The sequence below is a fragment of the Paucibacter sp. KCTC 42545 genome, from assembly GCF_001477625.1.
GTDB lineage: Bacteria > Pseudomonadota > Gammaproteobacteria > Burkholderiales > Burkholderiaceae_C > Paucibacter_A.
On record NZ_CP013692.1, the window covers coordinates 3,826,228 to 3,843,946 of the forward strand.

10 protein-coding genes are annotated in these 17,719 nt (G+C 65.4%); 5 read left to right on the forward strand and 5 right to left on the reverse strand.

Going from position 1 to position 17,719, the window contains the following annotated elements; translation table 11 throughout:
• Nucleotides 1-41: 41 nt before the first annotated feature.
• A complete protein-coding gene (tkt, locus tag AT984_RS16465; protein WP_058721029.1) occupies nucleotides 42-2,093 on the reverse strand; it encodes a transketolase in 2,052 nt (683 codons plus the stop codon).
• Nucleotides 2,094-2,271: 178 nt separating this feature from the next.
• Between tkt and AT984_RS16470 the strand changes: the two genes are divergently transcribed.
• The 5 genes from AT984_RS16470 to AT984_RS16490 all read left to right on the forward strand — a co-directional run bounded on the left by AT984_RS16470 (nucleotide 2,272) and on the right by AT984_RS16490 (nucleotide 9,508).
• Entirely contained in the window at nucleotides 2,272-2,880 is a 609-nt protein-coding gene (locus AT984_RS16470; RefSeq protein ID WP_058721030.1) for a hemerythrin domain-containing protein, read from the forward strand.
• A gap of 176 nt (nucleotides 2,881-3,056) precedes the next feature.
• Nucleotides 3,057-4,562: an HD domain-containing phosphohydrolase gene (locus tag AT984_RS16475; RefSeq protein ID WP_058721031.1), complete on the forward strand. Its 1,506-nt coding sequence runs from the start codon at nucleotides 3,057-3,059 to the stop codon at nucleotides 4,560-4,562.
• Nucleotides 4,555-6,741 carry an ATP-binding protein gene (locus AT984_RS16480; RefSeq protein WP_058721032.1) on the forward strand — a complete coding sequence of 729 codons (2,187 nt, stop codon included), beginning with the start codon at nucleotides 4,555-4,557 and terminating at the stop codon, nucleotides 6,739-6,741. The genes AT984_RS16475 and AT984_RS16480 overlap by 8 nt, the downstream gene beginning before the upstream one ends.
• A 40-nt stretch (nucleotides 6,742-6,781) precedes the next feature.
• Nucleotides 6,782-7,507, forward strand: coding sequence for a nucleotidyltransferase family protein (locus tag AT984_RS16485; RefSeq protein ID WP_058721033.1), 726 nt, complete (start codon nucleotides 6,782-6,784; stop codon nucleotides 7,505-7,507).
• An 87-nt stretch (nucleotides 7,508-7,594) separates the two neighbouring features.
• A complete protein-coding gene (locus AT984_RS16490) occupies nucleotides 7,595-9,508 on the forward strand; it encodes a sensor domain-containing diguanylate cyclase (protein WP_058721034.1) in 1,914 nt (637 codons plus the stop codon).
• A 10-nt stretch (nucleotides 9,509-9,518) separates the two neighbouring features.
• Here AT984_RS16490 and AT984_RS16495 read toward each other — a convergent pair whose 3' ends face one another.
• The 4 genes from AT984_RS16495 to AT984_RS16510 form a co-directional block, all read right to left on the reverse strand.
• Nucleotides 9,519-12,779, reverse strand: a complete 3,261-nt coding sequence (locus AT984_RS16495) for a ligand-binding sensor domain-containing protein (RefSeq protein ID WP_058721035.1) — start codon at nucleotides 12,777-12,779, stop codon at nucleotides 9,519-9,521.
• A gap of 213 nt (nucleotides 12,780-12,992) precedes the next feature.
• Nucleotides 12,993-13,175 carry a hypothetical protein gene (locus AT984_RS16500; RefSeq protein ID WP_058721036.1) on the reverse strand — a complete coding sequence of 61 codons (183 nt, stop codon included), beginning with the start codon at nucleotides 13,173-13,175 and terminating at the stop codon, nucleotides 12,993-12,995.
• Nucleotides 13,176-13,239: 64 nt separating this feature from the next.
• Nucleotides 13,240-16,530, reverse strand: coding sequence for a ligand-binding sensor domain-containing diguanylate cyclase (locus tag AT984_RS16505; RefSeq protein WP_197418133.1), 3,291 nt, complete (start codon nucleotides 16,528-16,530; stop codon nucleotides 13,240-13,242).
• A gap of 94 nt (nucleotides 16,531-16,624) precedes the next feature.
• Nucleotides 16,625-17,605, reverse strand: a complete 981-nt coding sequence (locus tag AT984_RS16510; RefSeq protein ID WP_058721038.1) for a potassium channel beta subunit family protein — start codon at nucleotides 17,603-17,605, stop codon at nucleotides 16,625-16,627.
• Between the last annotated feature and the right edge of the window lie 114 nt (nucleotides 17,606-17,719).

The following is a 17,719-nucleotide window of genomic DNA, read 5'->3' on the forward strand; positions in this document are numbered from 1 at the left end:
CATACTCAGCCACAAACGCCTTCCGGCGTTTGTGCGCAGACTCAGCGCTTGCCGCCCTTGAGCTTGGCGACGCCCAGCGCGACCTTGACGGTGTCGACCACGTTTTCGGTGGTGAAGCCGAAGTGCTTGAACAGCACCGGTGCGGGTGCCGACTCGCCGTAGCTGTCGATGCCGACCACGGCGGCGCAGCCGTACTTCCACCAGCCGTCCGTCACGCCCATTTCAACGGCGACGCGCGGCAGACCGGCCGGCAGCACGCTTTGCTTGTACTTGGCGTCTTGGCGATCGAACACGCTGGTGCAAGGCATGGAGACCACGCGCACCGGGATGCCTTGCGCAGCCAGGCTGGCTTGGGCGTGCAGGGCCAGCTGCACTTCGGAGCCGGTGGCGATGATGACGCCGCGGGCCTTCTTCTTCAGGCCAGCGTCAGCCGGCTCGCTCAGCACATAGCCGCCCTTGCTGATGTCTTCCACGGCCGTCTTGGGCGCGTAAGGCAGGTTTTGGCGGCTCAGGGCCAGCACGCTGGGGCGGGTGGCGCTGGCGATGGCCATGGTCCAGGCCACAGCGGTTTCAGTCGTGTCAGCGGGGCGCCACACGTCCAGGCCAGGGATCAGGCGCAGCGAAGCGACATGTTCGATGGACTGGTGGGTCGGGCCGTCTTCGCCCAGGCCGATGGAGTCGTGCGTGAACACATGGATGACGCGCTGCTTCATCAGCGCGGCCATGCGGATGGCGTTGCGGCTGTAGTCGCTGAAGGTCAGGAAGGTGCCACCGTAGGGGATGTAGCCACCGTGCAGGGCCACGCCGTTCATGATGGCGGCCATGCCGAACTCACGCACGCCGTAGTTGATGTGGCGGCCGCCGTTGGACGAACCGTCGGCTTCCACGCGGAAGGCCGGGGTCGACTTGGTGTTGGTCAGGTTGGAGCCGGTCAGGTCGGCCGAGCCGCCCAGCAGCTCAGGCACTGCGGCGGTGAAAGCTTCCAGCGCGATCTGGCTGGCCTTGCGGCTGGCCACGGTTTCGCCCTTGGTGTGGGCGGCCACGACGGCGTCCACAGCGGTTTGCGCGAAGTCGGCAGGCAGCACGCCGGCCATGCGGCGCAGGAACTCGGCGGCCAGCTCGGGGTGAGCGGTGGCGTAGGCTTCAAAACGCTCGTCCCAGGCGGCTTCCTGGCTGGCGCCGGCGGCCTTGGCGTCCCAGTCGGCATAGACCGCTTGCGGGATCACGAAGGGCTCATGCGCCCAGCCGATGGACTCGCGAGTCAGCTTGATTTCTTCAGCACCCAGCGGCTCGCCGTGTGCCTTGGCGGTGTTGGCGCGGTTGGGCGAGCCCTTGCCGATATGCGTCTTGGCGATCACCAGGGTCGGCTTGTCGGTGCTCAGCTTGGCCTTGGCAATGGCGGCGTCAACAGCGTCGACGTCATGTCCGTCCACCGGGCCGACGACGTTCCAGCCATAGGCCTCGAAACGCTGGGCGGTGTTGTCGGCAAACCATGGGGCGACTTGGCCATCGATGGAGATACCGTTGTCGTCGTAGATGGCGATCAGCTTGTTCAGCTTCCAGGCGCCGGCCAGCGAAGCGGCTTCGTGGCTGATGCCTTCCATCAGGCAACCGTCACCCAGGAAGACATAGGTGTGGTGATCGACGATCTTGTGCGCGTCGATATTGAATTCCTTGGCCAGCATCTTCTCGGCCAGGGCCAGACCCACGGCATTGGTGATGCCTTGGCCCAGCGGGCCGGTGGTGGTCTCAACGCCGGGGGTGATGCCCACTTCGGGGTGGCCCGGAGTCTTGCTGTGCAGCTGGCGGAAGTTCTTCAGCTCACCGATCGGCAGGTCATAGCCCGTCAGATGCAGCAGCGCGTAGATCAGCATGGAGCCGTGGCCGTTGGACAGCACAAAGCGGTCGCGGTCGGCCCACTGGGGGTTCGTCGGGTTGTGGCGCAGATGGCGGCTCCACAGGGCCACGGCGATATCGGCCATGCCCATGGGCGCGCCGGGATGGCCGGAATTGGCTTGCTGCACGGCGTCCATGGCCAGTGCGCGGATGGCGTTGGCCATCAGGGTGGTGTTGCTTGCAGCGGTATTAGCCATGAGCTTCGCAGGTGAGGAGTTAGGGGGTAACCCGTGATTTTACGTGGCAGACGCGACTTTGCCGCCAGCGCCCGCAACTTCGCGCGCTGACAGCCTGCCAAGTATTGACTTAAAACAAGGCTGGCCGGCCATGTTCTGGCACCCTTTGGCAGACAAAAACAGCCGATGGAGACATGTCATGAACCAGAGTTCGAGCCGCGCCACGCCGCTGACCCTCAAAGTCATTCAAGACGAGCACGGCGCGCTGGCCGCGATGCTGCGCACCATCCCGCTGCTGCTGGCCGAGCAGCGCCGGCGCGGTGTGCTGCCAGACTTTGGCGCCCTGCGGGCCATGTTGTTCTACGTCGACGAATTCCCCGAGCGCCTGCACCACCCCAAGGAAAGCCTGCTGCTCTTCCCCAAGCTGCGCGCCCGCGCGCCGGAAATTCGCGGCGTACTGGACAAGCTCGATGAAGACCACCGCCGCGGCGAGCACGCCATCCGCGAGCTGGAACACGCCCTGCTGGCCTACGAGATGATGGGCGAAGCGCGCCGCGCCGCCTTCGAGGAAAAGGCCCAGCACTACGTCAAATGCTATTTGCAGCATATGGAGATCGAAGAGCGCGAGATCCTGCCGCTGGCCCTGAAGGTGCTCAACAACGCCGACTGGGCCGAGCTTGACGATGCCTTCGCCGCCAACCAAGACCCGCTGTCCGGCCATGCGCCACCGGAAGACTATGTGCTGCTATTCCAAAAGGTGCTGGCCGCCCTGCCCGCACCGCTAGGCCTGGGGCCTAGCCTGGCCTGACGGACGGGCGCCCGCGCCAGCGCCCGTCCCCACAAGCCAGGGCCTGCCGTGCCATTGTTCACGGCAGGGAATGCGGCCGGCGCACCATGAACGGACGCAAAGGCATACCCTTCAAGCGCGGCGGAACTCTAGCTACCTTGTCGAGGTAAACATCCGCTGCAGCAAGGAGGGCGCTCATGAGCGACCAAACTGTTGAACCGGCCGTCATCTTGTTTGTCGATGACGAGCCTTCCATCCTCAGTGCCCTGCGGCGCTTGTTCCGGCCCCTGGGCTACCAGGTGCTGTTGGCCGAAGGCGGCGCGGCTGGCCTGGCCCTGCTGCAAGCCCAGCATGTGGATCTGGTGGTTTCCGACATGCGCATGCCGGAGATGGACGGCGTGCAATTCCTTGAACAGGTGCGGCAAGGCTGGCCCGAGGTCGTGCGCATCTTGCTGACCGGCTATGCAGACATCACCTCCACCATTGGCGCGATCAACCGTGGCGAGATCAACCGCTACATCAGCAAGCCCTGGGACGATCAGGAGATTGTGCTGGCGGTGCAAGACGGCCTGCGGCGCCAGCAGCTGGAGCGCGAGAACCAGCGCTTAGCGCAGCTGAACCAAGCCCAGACCCAGGAACTGCAAGACCTCAACCAACAACTCGCGCAGGCCAATACACAGCTGCAAGACGCCAACAGCCAGCTGCAGCAGGCCAATGACAGCCTCAGCAATGTCAACGGCGAGCTGGAGCGCCGCGTCAGCGAGCGCACCAACGAGTTGGCACAAGCCAACAACAAGCTCGAAGCCAATCTGCAAGAAATCGCGGCCAGCAACCAAAGGCTGGAGCAACTCAATGTGCAGCTGGAGGAGAACTTCGCCCTGTCCATCAGCGTGTTCGCGGGCTTGCTGGAATTGCGTGACGGCAGCGTGGCCGGCCACGGCCACCGGGTGGCCACCTTGGCCCGGCGCATTGCCGAACATATGGCGCTGGACGAGAAAGAAGCGCTGGACATCTACAACGCCGGCCTGCTGCATGAGGTGGGCAAGATCGGCCTGCCTGACAACTTGCTCAACAAGACGGTGTCCCTGATGGATGGCCAGGAGTTCAGCGCCTACAAGCAACACCCCATCATGGCGCAAGCGGCACTGACACCGCTGGGGCGGCTGCGCCAAACCGCCGTCATCATTCGCTCGCAACAAGAGCGCATTGACGGCAATGGCTACCCCGATGGTTTGACGGGTTATGAGGTGCCGCTGGGTTCGCAAATCATCAATATCGCCAGCACCTACGAGTCGCTCATCAGCGGCAAGCTGGCCGAAAAGGAGTTCTCCACGGTCGAGGCCGTGGCCGCCATCCGCGAAGGCGCGCCGGCCCGCTACGACCCCGAGGTGTTGAAGGCCTTCGACGCGGTGCTGCTGGAGATGGCGCAGGAAGCCGATGCCGACACCGAGGTGAATTCCGAAGGCTTGCGCCCCGGCATGAAACTGTCCCGCCCCTTGCTCAGCCCGCATGGCAGCGTGCTGCTGCCGGTAGGCTTCAGCTTCTCCGTGCCGGTGATCAAGCAGGTGCGCGAACTGGAAGCGCGCGACGGCCTGAACCTGAGCTTCTTCGTCAAGCAAGCCGCAGCGGCAGGGGCAGCAAAGGCCAAGCCAGGCACCGCCGCGCCAGCCCCAGCCGCCAGCCAGAAGGTGCAACATGCTTGAATTCCACAGCACCAGCAGCAGCCCGCCGCGCCCTAGCCCGCAGCAGCGGCCCGCCAGCGTCGAGTTCGAGTCGGTACTGGACGATTTACTGACCACCACTCTGGAGGCCGTCAGCGCGCCCGTGCTGGTGCATGGCGGACAGTCGATTTTGTTTGCCAACTCGGCCATGCAGCGCCTGCTGGGCTACGGCCTGGCGGACTTGCAAGCCATGCCGCATTACGCCTGGGCAACGCAGGACTTCATCGCACCCTTGAAAGCCTATGGCGAACGCTGCCTGAGCGAGAGCGAGCAGCTGCCGGCCCTGGAATGCGAGGCAATGACGGCCAATGGCTCGATCCGATACCTCGAAGTCACGGCCCGCCATTGCAGCAGCGCCGCGGGCAAGCTGGCCTTGCTGACCTGCATGGACTTGAGCGATATGCGCCATGTGCAGATGACCTTGCTGGACGTCGGCCGGGTGATGCAGCAGATCCTGGAAAACAATCCGGTGCCGACCTTGGTTCTGGACGCCAATAGCCGTGTCAGCCACTGGAACTCGGGCTGCGCGCAGCTGACCGGCATCGAGGCCTTCGACATCATCGGCAGCGCCGACGCCTGGCGGGCCTTCTACCCGGAGCCGCGCCCCTTGCTGGCGCAGATGCTGATCCAGCCCGAGCTGCGGCCGCAGCTGGAGCAGCTCTACGGCGCGGCCTTGCGCCCATCCAGCCTGGTGCCCAATGCGGTGGAGATCGAGCAGTTCTATCCGCATCTGCTTGGCAGCGGGCGCTGGATTTTCTGCACCGCCGTGCCGTTGTTTGACGTCCAGGGCAAAACGGTGGGCGCCATCGCCACCATGCAGGATGTGACCGAGCGGCGGCTGGCCGAAGACGCCCTCAAGCGCCACCAGCAAGAGCTGGAACGGCTGGTGGCCATGCGCACCGCCGACGCCCTGAAAAGCCATCTGGAGTTGGACGCCTTCATGGAGAACGCCTCGGTCGGCATTCTTTGCACCAGCGGGCACCGCATCCTGCGTGCCAACAAAAAGTTCTCCGAAATCTTTGAGCTGGCCGACGCCAGCGCGGAGGGCGAATACAGCCGGCGCTTCTTCGCCGACCCGCAGGCCTACACCGACCTGGTTCGCAAAGCCATTCCGGTGCTGGCCCGCGGCGAATCCCTTGCGCACGAGATGACCATGATCACCGCGGCGGGCAATCAGATCTGGGTGCAGATGATTGCCTACAGCTCGGACGCCCACAACCCCAGCGCCAGCGTCTGGTGGCTGTTGCAAGACCGCAGCGATGTGATGCGCGCGCAGCGCGAGCTGGTGCGCAATTACGGCGAAATGAAAGAGACCAATGCGCGCCTGGCCGAAGCGCAAAGCCAGCTGCTGCAATCCGAGAAGCTGGCCTCCATCGGCCAGTTGGCGGCCGGCGTGGCACATGAGATCAACAACCCGGTGGGCTTTGTGTCCTCCAACCTCGGCACGATGCGGCGCTATATGGAGTCGATGCTGCAGCTGATCGGCCTGTTCGAATGCGTCGGCATCGAACACCTGCCCGCCGCCGTGCATGCCCAGATCACGCAGCTGCGCAAAGCAGCGGACTTCGACTTCATCCACGAAGACCTGCCCCTGCTGCTGCAAGAAAGCGAAGAAGGCCTGAACCGGGTCAAGAAGATCGTGCAGGACCTGAAGGACTTTTCCCGCGTGGACCAGTCCGACTGGCAGGACGCCGACATCAACAAAGGCCTGGACTCCACCCTCAATGTGGTGATGAACGAGATCAAGTACAAGGCCGAGATCAAGAAGGACTACGGCACGCTGCCCGCCGTGCGCTGCTTGGCCGCCCAGCTCAATCAGGTCTTCATGAACCTGATCGTCAACGCCAGCCATGCGATTGAAACGCGTGGCGAAATCCAGCTCAGCACCCGCTGCGTGGACGACTGGGTCTGCATCAAGGTGATCGACAACGGCTCGGGCATGCCGCCCGAGGTGCTGCGCCGCATCTTCGACCCCTTCTTCACCACCAAATCGGTGGGCCAGGGCACGGGCTTGGGGCTATCGCTGTCCTTCTCCATCATTCAAAAACATGGCGGGCGCATCGAGGTGGAGTCCACCCCCGGCAAAGGCACTTGCTTCCAGGTCTGGATTCCCGTCAGCGGCCCCGACCTCAACGCCGCTGAGTCGCCCGGCCTGGCCTGAACGGCCTGATTGGATTGAGGCTGGCCCTACACTCCCGGCCATGCGAGCCATCATCCTCGCGGCCGGGCGCGGTGAGCGCATGCGGCCGCTCACCGACCACTGCCCCAAACCCCTGCTGCCCGTGATGGGCCGACCCCTGATCGAATGGCATATCGAAGCCTTGGCCCGCGCTGGCGTGCGCGACATCGTCATCAACACCGCCTGGCTCAGCCCCCAATTCCCCCAGCTGCTGGGTGACGGGGCGCGCTTCGCCGCCCAGTTCCCCGGCCTGCGTCTGCACTACAGCGACGAGTCGGCCGAGCCCGGCGGCGCGCTGGAAACAGCCGGCGGCATCCGCCGGGCGCTGGACTTGCTGTGCGCCGACGGGGACGAGGCCTTCTGGGTCGTGTCGGGTGACGTCTACCTGCCCGATTTCCAGTTCGATGCCGGCTTTGCCCAGGCCTTTGCCCAAGGCCCGCTGGACGCCCACCTCTGGCTGGCGCCCAACAGCCCGCACCACCCGAAAGGTGATTTCGGCATCAGCCCCCAAGGCCTGGCCAGCAACGACGTCCTGCCGCGCTACACCTGGGCCAGCGTGGGCCTGTTCAAGCGCCGCCTGTTCGCGGGCCTGCCGCTGGGCCAAAAAGCCGCCCTGCGCCCCAGCCTGGAAGACGCCATTGCGCGTCAGGCCCTGGGCGCCGAGTTGTACCGGGGCACCTGGGTCGATGTCGGCACGCCGCAGCGCTGGGAAGCGCTGCAGCCACAGTCTGAAAGGCATTCGGATTAGCCCCCATTGGGTGCAAGGACAAGTCGGCCAGAATAGGCCGGTCGGGGTTCAAGAAAAGCAAGAGCCCCCACACAACCTTGGGCGCCCATGGCAGACGTATTCCTACAGCGCAAGGAAGATTTGCGCGCCCTGCCGCGATGGCTAGGTGCGGCAGCAGCATCGGCGCTGGCGGCACTGGCCCTGCGACTCACTCCGCAACTTGCCCCGCAACTCACCCCGCCATGGCCGACGCTGCTGCAAACGCTCAGCCTGTGTGCCCTGCTGGCCTGCTTATTCGGCGCCTGGCGGGCCTGGCTTCGCAGCCTGGCGGCCCAAATGGCGCGCGAACAAGACTGGCAGCAAATCATCAACGAAGCCATTGAGGCCATGCCGGCGGGCTTTGAGCTGTGGGACCGCCGCGACCGGCTGCTGCTGTGCAATCAAGCCCTGCGCCGGCTCTACCCCAGTGTGGCCGCCGAGTTGCAGCCTGGCGTGTCGCTGCACACGGTGCTGCAAAAAGCGCTGCAGAGCGGCGCGATTCAAGACGCCGTCGGCAATGAAACCCGCTGGCTGGAGCAGCGCCTGGCCGAGCGCGGCAGCCGCCGGGAACCGCTTTTGCAGCAATACGCCGACCGCTGGTTCCATGTCTACGAGCAGCGCACTCCTTCGGGTTATGTGGTGGGCCTGCGCCTGGATGTGACCGAGCTGATTCACGCCCAGCAAGCCCTGGCCACCACCCAGTCCCAGGCCCATCATGACCGCCAACTGATGGAACGTGCCATCGATGCCATGCCCGCCGGCATTGAAATCTACGATGAGCAAGACCGCCTGGTGCTGGTCAACCAGCGCATGGTGAACTGGCTGCCGCATCGCAATAATGCGCAGGCAGTGGGCAAGGACTATGAGGCGCTGGTCCAGTCCAGCTGGTTTGACGACCTGCTGCCCAGCGACCCAGAGGCGCGCAAGCAGGCCCGCCAGCTCAATCGCCAAGCCCTGCGCGGCCAGCAAGACCTGACCCTGCTGAACCAGACGCCGGGTGGCCTGTGGCTCAAGACCACCGAGACCCGCACACCCGAAGGCTTTGTGTTGACGGTGCGGCAAGACGTCAGCGACCTGATCCACAAAGAACAAGCCCTCAAAGCCAGCCAGGCCCAGCTCAAAGCCATCATCGGCACGGCCGGCGTATCCATCCTGACGCTCAATGACGACGGTGTGATCCTGAGTTGCAACCCGGCGGTGGAGCGCTTGTTTGGCTACGCGCGCGCGGAGATGGTGGGCAGCGCCATCTCCCTGCTGATTCCGGATCAAAGCGGCGAGGTGTTTGGCACGGCCTGTGAAGTAACAGCACGGCACAAAAGCGGTCAGCTGCTGACGGTACAACTGGCCCTGGCCGCCGTGCCGGATCAGGACGATGATTTATTCGTTGCCGTTTTGTCCGACATCACCCAGCGCAAACAGTTCGAGCAAGAGCTGCAGGTCGCCAATGCCCGGCTGCTGCGCCTGTCCACCACCGATTCACTCACCGACCTGGCCAACCGACGCCTGCTGATGGACAGGCTGGACGATGAATGGCGGCGCGGCTTGCGCAGCGGCCTGCCGCTGAGCCTGGCGCTGATTGATGTGGACCACTTCAAGCTCTACAACGACCACTACGGCCACCAGGCTGGTGATCAATGCCTGGCGCGTGTGGCCGAGGTGCTGCGCAAGAGCGCCAGCCGGCCCGCTGATTTGGTGGCGCGCTATGGCGGCGAGGAATTCGTCATCCTGCTGGCCCAGACCGATGCCGACGGCGCCCTGGCCGTGGCCACGCGCTGCCGCGAACTGCTGCGCGCCGCCAATATCAGCCATGCCAATTCCCCCCAGGGCGGGCTGCTGACCTTCAGCATCGGCCTGGTCACCCAGGTGCCCAAGCCGGGCAGCCATATCGGGCAATGGCTGGCCCTGGCCGACCAGGCCCTGTATCAAGCCAAGGCCGAGGGCCGCGACCGGGCTGTGGCCGCCCAGCCCGCCGCGAGCAGCTGAAGCCTGTGGCTCAGGTCAGCCCGGATTTCTCGGGCGCTGGGCTCGACGTGATCGAACCCGCCACCCGCAAGTCGCCGCTGCCCACCCAATGCGCCCAGGCTTGGCGCGCGGACGCTTTCACAGCGGCGGCATCCTCGCCCCCGCAGCTGATCGCGCCCAGCCAGCCATTGCGGCCGCCGCGCTTGACCTGGTAGAGCGCAGCGTCAGCCAGATTGATCACCTGGGTCCAATCCAGTGCCGTGGGCGCGGCCGGCGCGAGCGGGAAGCAAGCAAAACCCAGCGAGCAGGTCTTGCTGAGCAAGCGCCCATCGTCCAGGCGGAAGGGCTGCTCCGCCACCGCGGCGCAAGCGCGCGCAGCCAGCTCCGCCGCATGGGCGCGCGAACTTTCACGCGCCACGATCAAGAACTCCTCACCGCCCCAGCGCACCAGATAGTCGCTCTCGCGGAACACCAGGCGCAGCCGGTCGCGCATCTGCTGCAGGACAGCATCTCCCGCCGCATGGCCAAACTCATCATTGACCTGCTTGAAGTGATCAATGTCGAGCAAGAAGAAGATCAGGTCACCGCCGTCAGCGCTAGCCGCTTCAGATGTGTGACCCTTGCGCTGATGCGTTTGATGGCGGCGCAAGCTCAAGCCCACATCGGACTCGATGTGATGGGCCAAAAAGCGCCGATTGCGCAGCCCGGTCAGCGGGTCTGACAAGCTGGCATCTTCCAGCGCCTGCGTGCGCTCCCGCACCTTACGCTCCAACCACAGCTGGCGCATGCGCAACTGCCGGGTGCGCAGTTGCACCAGGCCAAACAACAGCCCCGCCGCTAAGACCAGCACGATCAGCAAAAACCACCAACGCTGCCACCACGCCGGCAACACTTTGACCGCAATGGCCAGCTCCTGCGCGCTGGCCACGCCGCTGCGGTTATGAGCCCGCACTTGCAGCAGATAGTCACCCGGGCTGAGATTGCTATAGCTGGCCACACGCAGGTCTGCGCCGGTGTCTATCCAGTCGGGATCAAAACCTTGCAGGCGATAGGCATAGCGGCTGCTGCCCGGCAAGGCATAGTCCAGCGCCGCAAACTCAACGCTGAAGCTGCGCTGCTCCGGCCGCAGCAGCAGCCCGCTTTGCAGTTGCCCGGCGTGTTGGCGCTCGCCATTGATGCGCAACTCGGCCACCACCAAGGGTGGCGCATGGCTGGGGCGCTCAAAGTGTTCGGGCTCCACCACCGCCACGCCCTTGGCGCCGCCGAACAGCATGCGGCCGTCCTGCAATGGGGTAAACGAAAAGAACCAAGGTGTACCGATATCCACCCCGTCGCTGGGGGTCAGTTGGTCCATCCGGTCGCTGACCGGGTCATACACATGCATCTGAGTCCAGATGCGGCCACGCCGGTCTTCAAGCAAGTTAGCACCGTAGGGCCGATTGACGATGCCGTAGCGCTCACTGATGCGCTCGAAGCTGGCCTGCCGGCCGTCCCAGGCACTCATGCGATGCAGGCCGGCCACGGCGGTGTCGACCCACAAGGTCTGGCGGCGGTCAAACAACAAGCCCAGCACCACCGGATTGCCCAAGCCCGTGTCGACCGGGCTCCGCACCGGCTCAAGCGCTTGGCCTCCCGGCGGGATGCGGAACAAGCCCTTCATGCTGCCAACCCAATAGCTGTGATCGGGCGCCTCGGTGATCACATGCACCTCACCGCTGAGGGGTTGCCCATCTTGCAGCGCGATGCGGGTCGTCCGCTCGGCCCCCGGCGCCAGCCGATAGAGGCCATCCGCTGCGGCGATCCACAAACTGCCTTCGCTGCCCGCCAGCAAGCGCCGGGTCATGCCGCCACCGTGGACCAGGCTGCGCAATTGCCGGCCGCTGCGCGTGTACTGGTAGAGCACAGACTCGGCGCCCAGCCAAACACTGCCCGCACCCGAACCCTGAGCCGATGCATGACCCGCGCCCGCCCCGGCCTGGCCCATCTGCACCATGGCCGTGATGCGGGTGGCCTGCAGCAGCGCGGCCGCCGAACGGTCGTGGCGCGCACCCGGCCGCTCATCCAAGACTGGCGCTTGTGGCCGCAGCGAGCCCTGGACGCGCAAGCTCGAATCCAACACCGCCACCGCGCCGGCATGGGTGGCCGCCCATATTTCGCCACTGTCCAACTGCAGGAGGCTGCGCACATCGGCATTTTGCAAAGGACTGGCCTGAGGGGGGTCCGCAGGGTCGGGCCCACGCACCCAGATGCTTTGGTTGGCAGGATTGTGGCGCTGCAAGCCCAGGCCAAAGCCTGCGACCCAGACCCAGCCGGCCCGGTCCACCAGCAACTGAATCACCTCATCGCCGGCAAGACCCGCCGGACGCCCCGCCTGATGGCGCAAGCGGCGCTGCAATTGCAGGGTCTTCTGCTCATGCACATCGATGCCCGAGGCATGGCCGACCCAGACCTGACCCCCGGCCACTTCGACAATGCTGTTGACCGCGCCGCGACCCAGCACGCGCGCACCGGCTGGGCTGGCCGCTCGGCTGGGCGCCGCATCCACCAACAAGCTGGCACGCAAAGTGTCGGGGTCGAGCACGGCCAGGTGACCCTGCTGGGTCCCAACCCAGAGCTGGCCGCCAGAGTCTTCAAAGAGGGCTTGAATCGTTTGGCCGGCCAACTCTGGCAAGACCGGCTCGAAACGATCCGAACCCTTGACCCGCCGGCTCAAGCCCGCCCAGGTCCCTACCCAGAGCGTGCCGCGGCGGTCCAGCCATAAGGCCTGCACCCGATCATCATCCAGGCTGCCCGCTTGCTGGCTATGGCGGTAGTGCTGAAACTCCCCACTGAGCGGGTCGAAGCGATCCAGCCCGGCGCCCAGGGTGCCGACCCAGATGCTGCCGTCCTGATCTTCGGCCAGTGCACGCACTGTGGCCAGCGGTGCCGACTTGGGGCCCACCGAGTCTGCAAGCGGGCGCCGCCGCTCGGGGTGCAAATTGCTGACCTGCTCAGTCCGTGGGTCATAGACCAACAAGCCATCGGTCTCACTACCGATCCACAAGCGCCCATCGCGGCCCGCCAAGATGGCGCGCAGCCAGCCCAGATTGCGCGCAGCCACCTGCTCGCTGCTGCGTTCCTGCGGCCTGAAGCGGTAGGCATCGTGGCGCACCAGGCCGTCGCCGGTGGCTATCCAAAGAAAACCTTCGCGGTCCTGGGCCAAGGAAGCGACCACATCCCTGGGGATGCGGCCCACACCGACCGACTCAAAACGCGGCTCGGCCAGCGCCCGATTCGCAGCAGGGTTCGCCATCGTCTCTGCTGACGAGTTTGGCCGCCCCTCCGCCTGGGACGAGCCCACGGGCCCGGCCAGCAAGACCCCACAGAACAGTGCGCGCAACAAGAAATACATCGCAGCACTATGACATGCGGGCATGGCGACGCTGCACGAGGAGGGCGCACGCACCCTCAGTGCTAACCCTTGATCAAGGCTGACTCCGTATCAACACGCTAGCGCATGTTTTTCTCAAGCAGCATGGGCCCGGCTGATCGCGTCGATGCGCACCATCACTTCAGGCATGAGCTTTGGCGTCAGCGCCAGGGCGCCGAGCTTGTCTGTCAGCTGGCTGGCCTTGCTGGCACCCAGGATCACGGTCGAGACAATGTCGTTCAGGCGCGGCCAGTTCAGCGCCTTGAAGGCCTCGCCCATCACCACCTCGCCCTGGCCCTGGCCGTGGCCGCCCAGCCCGTCGCGCGCAGCTGAAGCCTGTGGCTCAGGCCGGCCCGGAGTTCTCGGGCGCTTGGCCCGGCGCGATCGAACCCGCCACCCGCAAGTCACCGCTGCCCACCCAATGCGCCCAAGCTTGGCGCGCAGACGCTTTCACAGCGGCGGCATCCTCGCCCCCGCAGCTGATCGCGCCCAGCCAGCCATTGCGGCCGCCGCGTTTGACTTGGTAGAGGGCGGCATCGGCCAGATTGATCACCTGGGTCCAATCCAGTGCCGTCGGCGCGGCCGGCGCGAGCGGGAAGCAGGCAAAGCCCAGCGAGCAGGTCTTGCTGAGCAAGCGCCCATCGTCCAGGCGGAAAGGCTGCTCCGCCACCGCTGCGCAGGCGCGCGCGGCCAGCTCCGCCGCATGGGCGCGCGAACTTTCACGCGCCACGATCAGAAACTCCTCACCGCCCCAGCGCACCAGATAGTCGCTCTCGCGAAACACCAGGCGCAGCCGGTCGCGCATTTGCTGCAGCACCAAGTCTCCGGCTGCATGACCGAAGCGGTCATTGATGTCCTTGAAGTGGTCGATGTCGAGCAGGAAGAACACCAGATCGGCGTCATCCGGCGCCGCCACGCCCTGGCGCGCCGAATCCTCGTGCCGCCGCAAGCTCATGGCCACGTCGGCCTCGATATGCTGAGTCACAAAACGCCGGTTGCGCAGGCCGGTGAGGGGGTCGGAGAGGCTCTGCTCCTCCAAGGCCTGCGTTTTCTCTTGCAAGGCCTTGGACAGCTGCTCCAACTCCGCTGTGCGCTCAAGCACTCGCTCTTCCAGCGCACGCTGGCGCCGCTCCAAGACCGCGGTGCGCCAGCGCACCAGCGTCAGCAGCACAAACACCGCCATCAGTCCGAACAGCAGCAGCGCCCACCAGGATTGCCACCACGCCGGCAAGACTTGCACCGGAATGCTCAACTCATGCGGGCTCCACAAGCCACTGCGGTTGCTGGCCTTGACGCGCAAGCGGTATTTGCCGGGGCTGAGGTTGTTGTAGCTGGCCACCCGCAGCGCCGCGCCAGCCTCGATCCAGCCGCTGTCAAAGCCCTCCAGCCAATAGGCGTAGCGACAGCGACTGGGGTCGCTGTAGTCCAGGGCAGAAAACTCCAGGCTGAAGCCCCGTTGATTGGGCGCGAGCGTCAAGCCCTGCTGCAAGCGCCCGACATTGACGCGTTCACCATCGATGCGCAATTCGGTGGCGACCACCGGCGGCTGATAGGTCCAGGTCTGGAACTGATCCGCATCCACCAGCATCAAGCCCTTGCCGGAGCCAAACAAAAAGCGCCCGTTGCGCAACTGGGTATAGGAGCGAAACCAGGTCGTGCCCGCGTCAGCCCCATCGGCCGGCGTCAGCTCATGCAGATGGTCCCGGTTCGGGTCATAGACATAGACCTGGCTCCAGATGCGGCCAAGCCCATCCTCCAGCAAATTGGCGCCGAAGGCGCGCCCCGCAATGCCGTGGCGTTCGCTGATGCGATCGAAGGCCGCCGATTGGCCGTCCCAGGCCGCCATCTTGTGCAGGCCAACGGCGGTGTCCACCCACAGCTGCTGGCGGCGGTCCAACAAGAGCCCGGTGATGGTGGCATTGGCCAGCCCCCGGCCGGCTTGGCTGCGGACTTTTTCCAGCGCTTGCGCACCGGCGCTCAAGCGGTACAAGCCGGTCTCGCCGCCCACCCACACCGTGCCGTCCGGCGCTTCAACGATGGCATTGATGTCGCCACGCAGGGGCTCACCCGCGGCCTGGCCCAGGCGCTGCAGCTCGGCTTGGCCTGGGTCGAGCTTCTGCAAACCATCTTGGGTGCCCACCCACAGCACGCCGTCGCGGCCCAAGACCATGCGGCGCACGCGGCCCTGGCCCACGCTCAGCGACTGCAATAGCTGCCCGCGTTCATTGACGCGTAAAAGCCGCGACTCCGAGCCGATCCAGATCGAGCCGTCACGGATCTGCGTCATCGCCGCCACCCGCATCGGCGGCATGGTGGCCGCGTTTCTATGCTCCGGCGGTCGCGTGTCCAGCTGCAGCTGCCGTTTCAGATTGAGCTGCGCGTCCAGAATGCCGATGCCGTGCGCCGTGGTGCCGACCCAGATATCGCCATTGCTCAACTCCAGCAAGGCGCGCGCGCTGGGGTCTTCAAACACCGCGTCATCGCTGTCATCCAGGCGGCGCACGCCGATGCTCTTGTTGTCGGCGTTGTAGCGTTGCAAACCACTGCCAAAGCCACCCACCCAAACCGAGCCGGCCCGGTCGCGCAAGAGGCTGCGCACCTCATTGCCGCTCAAGGTGGCCGGGTTGCGCGGGTTGTGGCGCAGCACCTGCTCCACACGCCCATCCGCAGCCGCGCGCAGCTCGACGCCACTGGCTCGGCCTACCCAGACTTGCTGGGCATTGGCGCTCATCAAGGCATAGATCGCACCGCGACTGCCGCCGCGTTCAATCAGCCTGGGCTCGCGGCTGCCCGCACTCAGCAGCAGCAAGTCGCCTTGCTGAGTCGCCACCCAGATCTGCCCGTCCTCGGCCTCCAAGAGTCGCAGCACCAAAGGCTGTGAATCCAAGCGACTAAGCCCTGGCAAACGCACACTTTCGAAGGTCTCACTGCCAGCACGCTTACGCGCCAGGCCGGCGAAACCGCCAACCCACAAATCCCCTTGGCGATCTACCAAGGCCGCATGCACGCGATCGTCCGGCAGGCTGCCGGCGCGATCACTGTGCCGATAGCTGCGCGAGGCCAAATTGACGGGATCAATGCGCGCCAGGCCGTACAAGCCACTGCCGACCCAGATGGCGCCATCGCGGTCTTCGGCCAGGGTCAGGATGGTGCCGGCCGGCACCCCGCCAGGCTTGCCCACCGCGTCGCTGCTCAGCACCTGGATGGCCTCGCTGACGGGGTCATGCACGACCACGCCACCGCTGTCGGTGCCGACCCACAGCCGCCCATCCTTGGCCACCAGCAAGCTGCGCACAAAGCCCAGGCTGCGCTTGTCGGCCCCGCCCTCGCCCGGCAGCAGCAGCGGCCGGAAGCTATAGCCATCAAAGCGCATCAGCCCGGCCGCCGAACCGACCCAGACAAAACCCGCCTGGTCTTCCGCCAGCGCGGACACCACGCTATTGGGCATGCGCCCCAAGGACTCCAGGCGCGGCGCCATCTCGGACGGCGATAGGCCTTGCGCCTCCCCCGGCAAAGCCAGGCCGCACAAGGCCAGGATCAAGCCGCAGCGCCAAAGCCACTGTGGCAGGGCCAAGCCAGCGCGCAGCACCGCACGCACAGGGTTCAGAACAGGAATCGATCGAAGCAAGAACAAACGTGCACTCAAAGCCATTGGGCGGATATTAGGGCAAGGCTGGCGGAGGCTCAGCGCTACGCCGAGCCTCGCCATAGGGCGCTGAGCGCCAGCCTCACTGCGCCAGAGGCTTGCTGATCTCGTCGATGCGCGCCATCACCTCGGGCGTGAGCTTTGGCGTCAGCGCCAGGGCGCCGAGGTTGTCCGTCAGCTGGCTGGCCTTGCTGGCGCCCAGGATCACGGTGGAGACATGCGGGTTCTTGTTGACCCAGGCAATGGCCAGCTGGGCCACATTGCCACCCAGCTCGGCCGCGATGGCTTCCAGCTGCGCCACGGCGGCGTTCTTGACCGCGTCGGTGAGTCCTTCACGCATCCAGCTCATGTTTTCCAGCGCGCCGCGGCTGCCCTCGGGCACGCCGGCCTTGTACTTGCCGGTCAGCAAGCCGGAGGCCAGCGGGCTCCAGGTGGTCAGCCCCAGGCCCAGGTCTTCGTACAGGCGGGCATATTCGGTCTCGACCCGTTTGCGGTGGAAGAGGTTGTACTGCGGCTGCTCCATCACCGGCTTATGCAGGTGGTGGCGCTCGGCAATTTCCCAGGCGGCGCGGATGTCGGAAGCCGACCATTCGCTAGTACCCCAGTAAAGCGCCTTGCCCTGGGTGATCATGTCGTGCATGGCGCGCACGGTTTCCTCGATCGGCGTGTGGGGGTCGGGGCGATGGCAGTAGACCAGGTCCACAAAGTCCAGCTGCAAGCGCTTGAGCGAGCCATCAATCGCCTGCATCAGGTATTTGCGATTGAGCGTGTCCTTGCGGTTGACCGTATTGCCTTCGCGCGACAGGCCCCAAAAGAACTTGGTCGAGACGATGTAATTCAGGCGCGGCCAATTCAGCGCCTTGAAGGCCTCGCCCATCACCACTTCGCTCTGGCCGGAGGCATAGACCTCGGCGTTGTCGAAGAAGTTCACGCCGGCATCGAAGGCCTGGGCCAGCATCTCGGTGGCCGCCTTGGTGCCGACCTGGTTGTGATACGTGATCCAAGAGCCCAGCGACAGCTCAGAGACTTGCAGGCCGCTACGGCCCAGACGACGGTATTGCATGGAAGAGACTCCTTCGCTTGGCAGCCGCGCGCCGCAAGCGAAAGTGCCGCCCGTGCGTCTGCCAGAGTTTGATTTGACAAGCGACAAGCGTAACCGAGCCTGAGGCGCAGCACT

What these genes read in the sequence shown, in the direction of transcription:
- tkt (WP_058721029.1), bottom strand. Translation starts at nt 2,093, where the DNA reads ATGGCTAATACCGCTGCAAGCAACACCACCCTGATGGCCAACGCCATC.
- AT984_RS16470 (WP_058721030.1), top strand. Translation starts at nt 2,272, where the DNA reads ATGAACCAGAGTTCGAGCCGCGCCACGCCGCTGACCCTCAAAGTCATT.
- AT984_RS16475 (WP_058721031.1), top strand. Translation starts at nt 3,057, where the DNA reads ATGAGCGACCAAACTGTTGAACCGGCCGTCATCTTGTTTGTCGATGAC.
- AT984_RS16480 (WP_058721032.1), top strand. Translation starts at nt 4,555, where the DNA reads ATGCTTGAATTCCACAGCACCAGCAGCAGCCCGCCGCGCCCTAGCCCG.
- AT984_RS16485 (WP_058721033.1), top strand. Translation starts at nt 6,782, where the DNA reads ATGCGAGCCATCATCCTCGCGGCCGGGCGCGGTGAGCGCATGCGGCCG.
- AT984_RS16490 (WP_058721034.1), top strand. Translation starts at nt 7,595, where the DNA reads ATGGCAGACGTATTCCTACAGCGCAAGGAAGATTTGCGCGCCCTGCCG.
- AT984_RS16495 (WP_058721035.1), bottom strand. Translation starts at nt 12,779, where the DNA reads ATGGCGAACCCTGCTGCGAATCGGGCGCTGGCCGAGCCGCGTTTTGAG.
- AT984_RS16500 (WP_058721036.1), bottom strand. Translation starts at nt 13,175, where the DNA reads ATGGGCGAGGCCTTCAAGGCGCTGAACTGGCCGCGCCTGAACGACATT.
- AT984_RS16510 (WP_058721038.1), bottom strand. Translation starts at nt 17,605, where the DNA reads ATGCAATACCGTCGTCTGGGCCGTAGCGGCCTGCAAGTCTCTGAGCTG.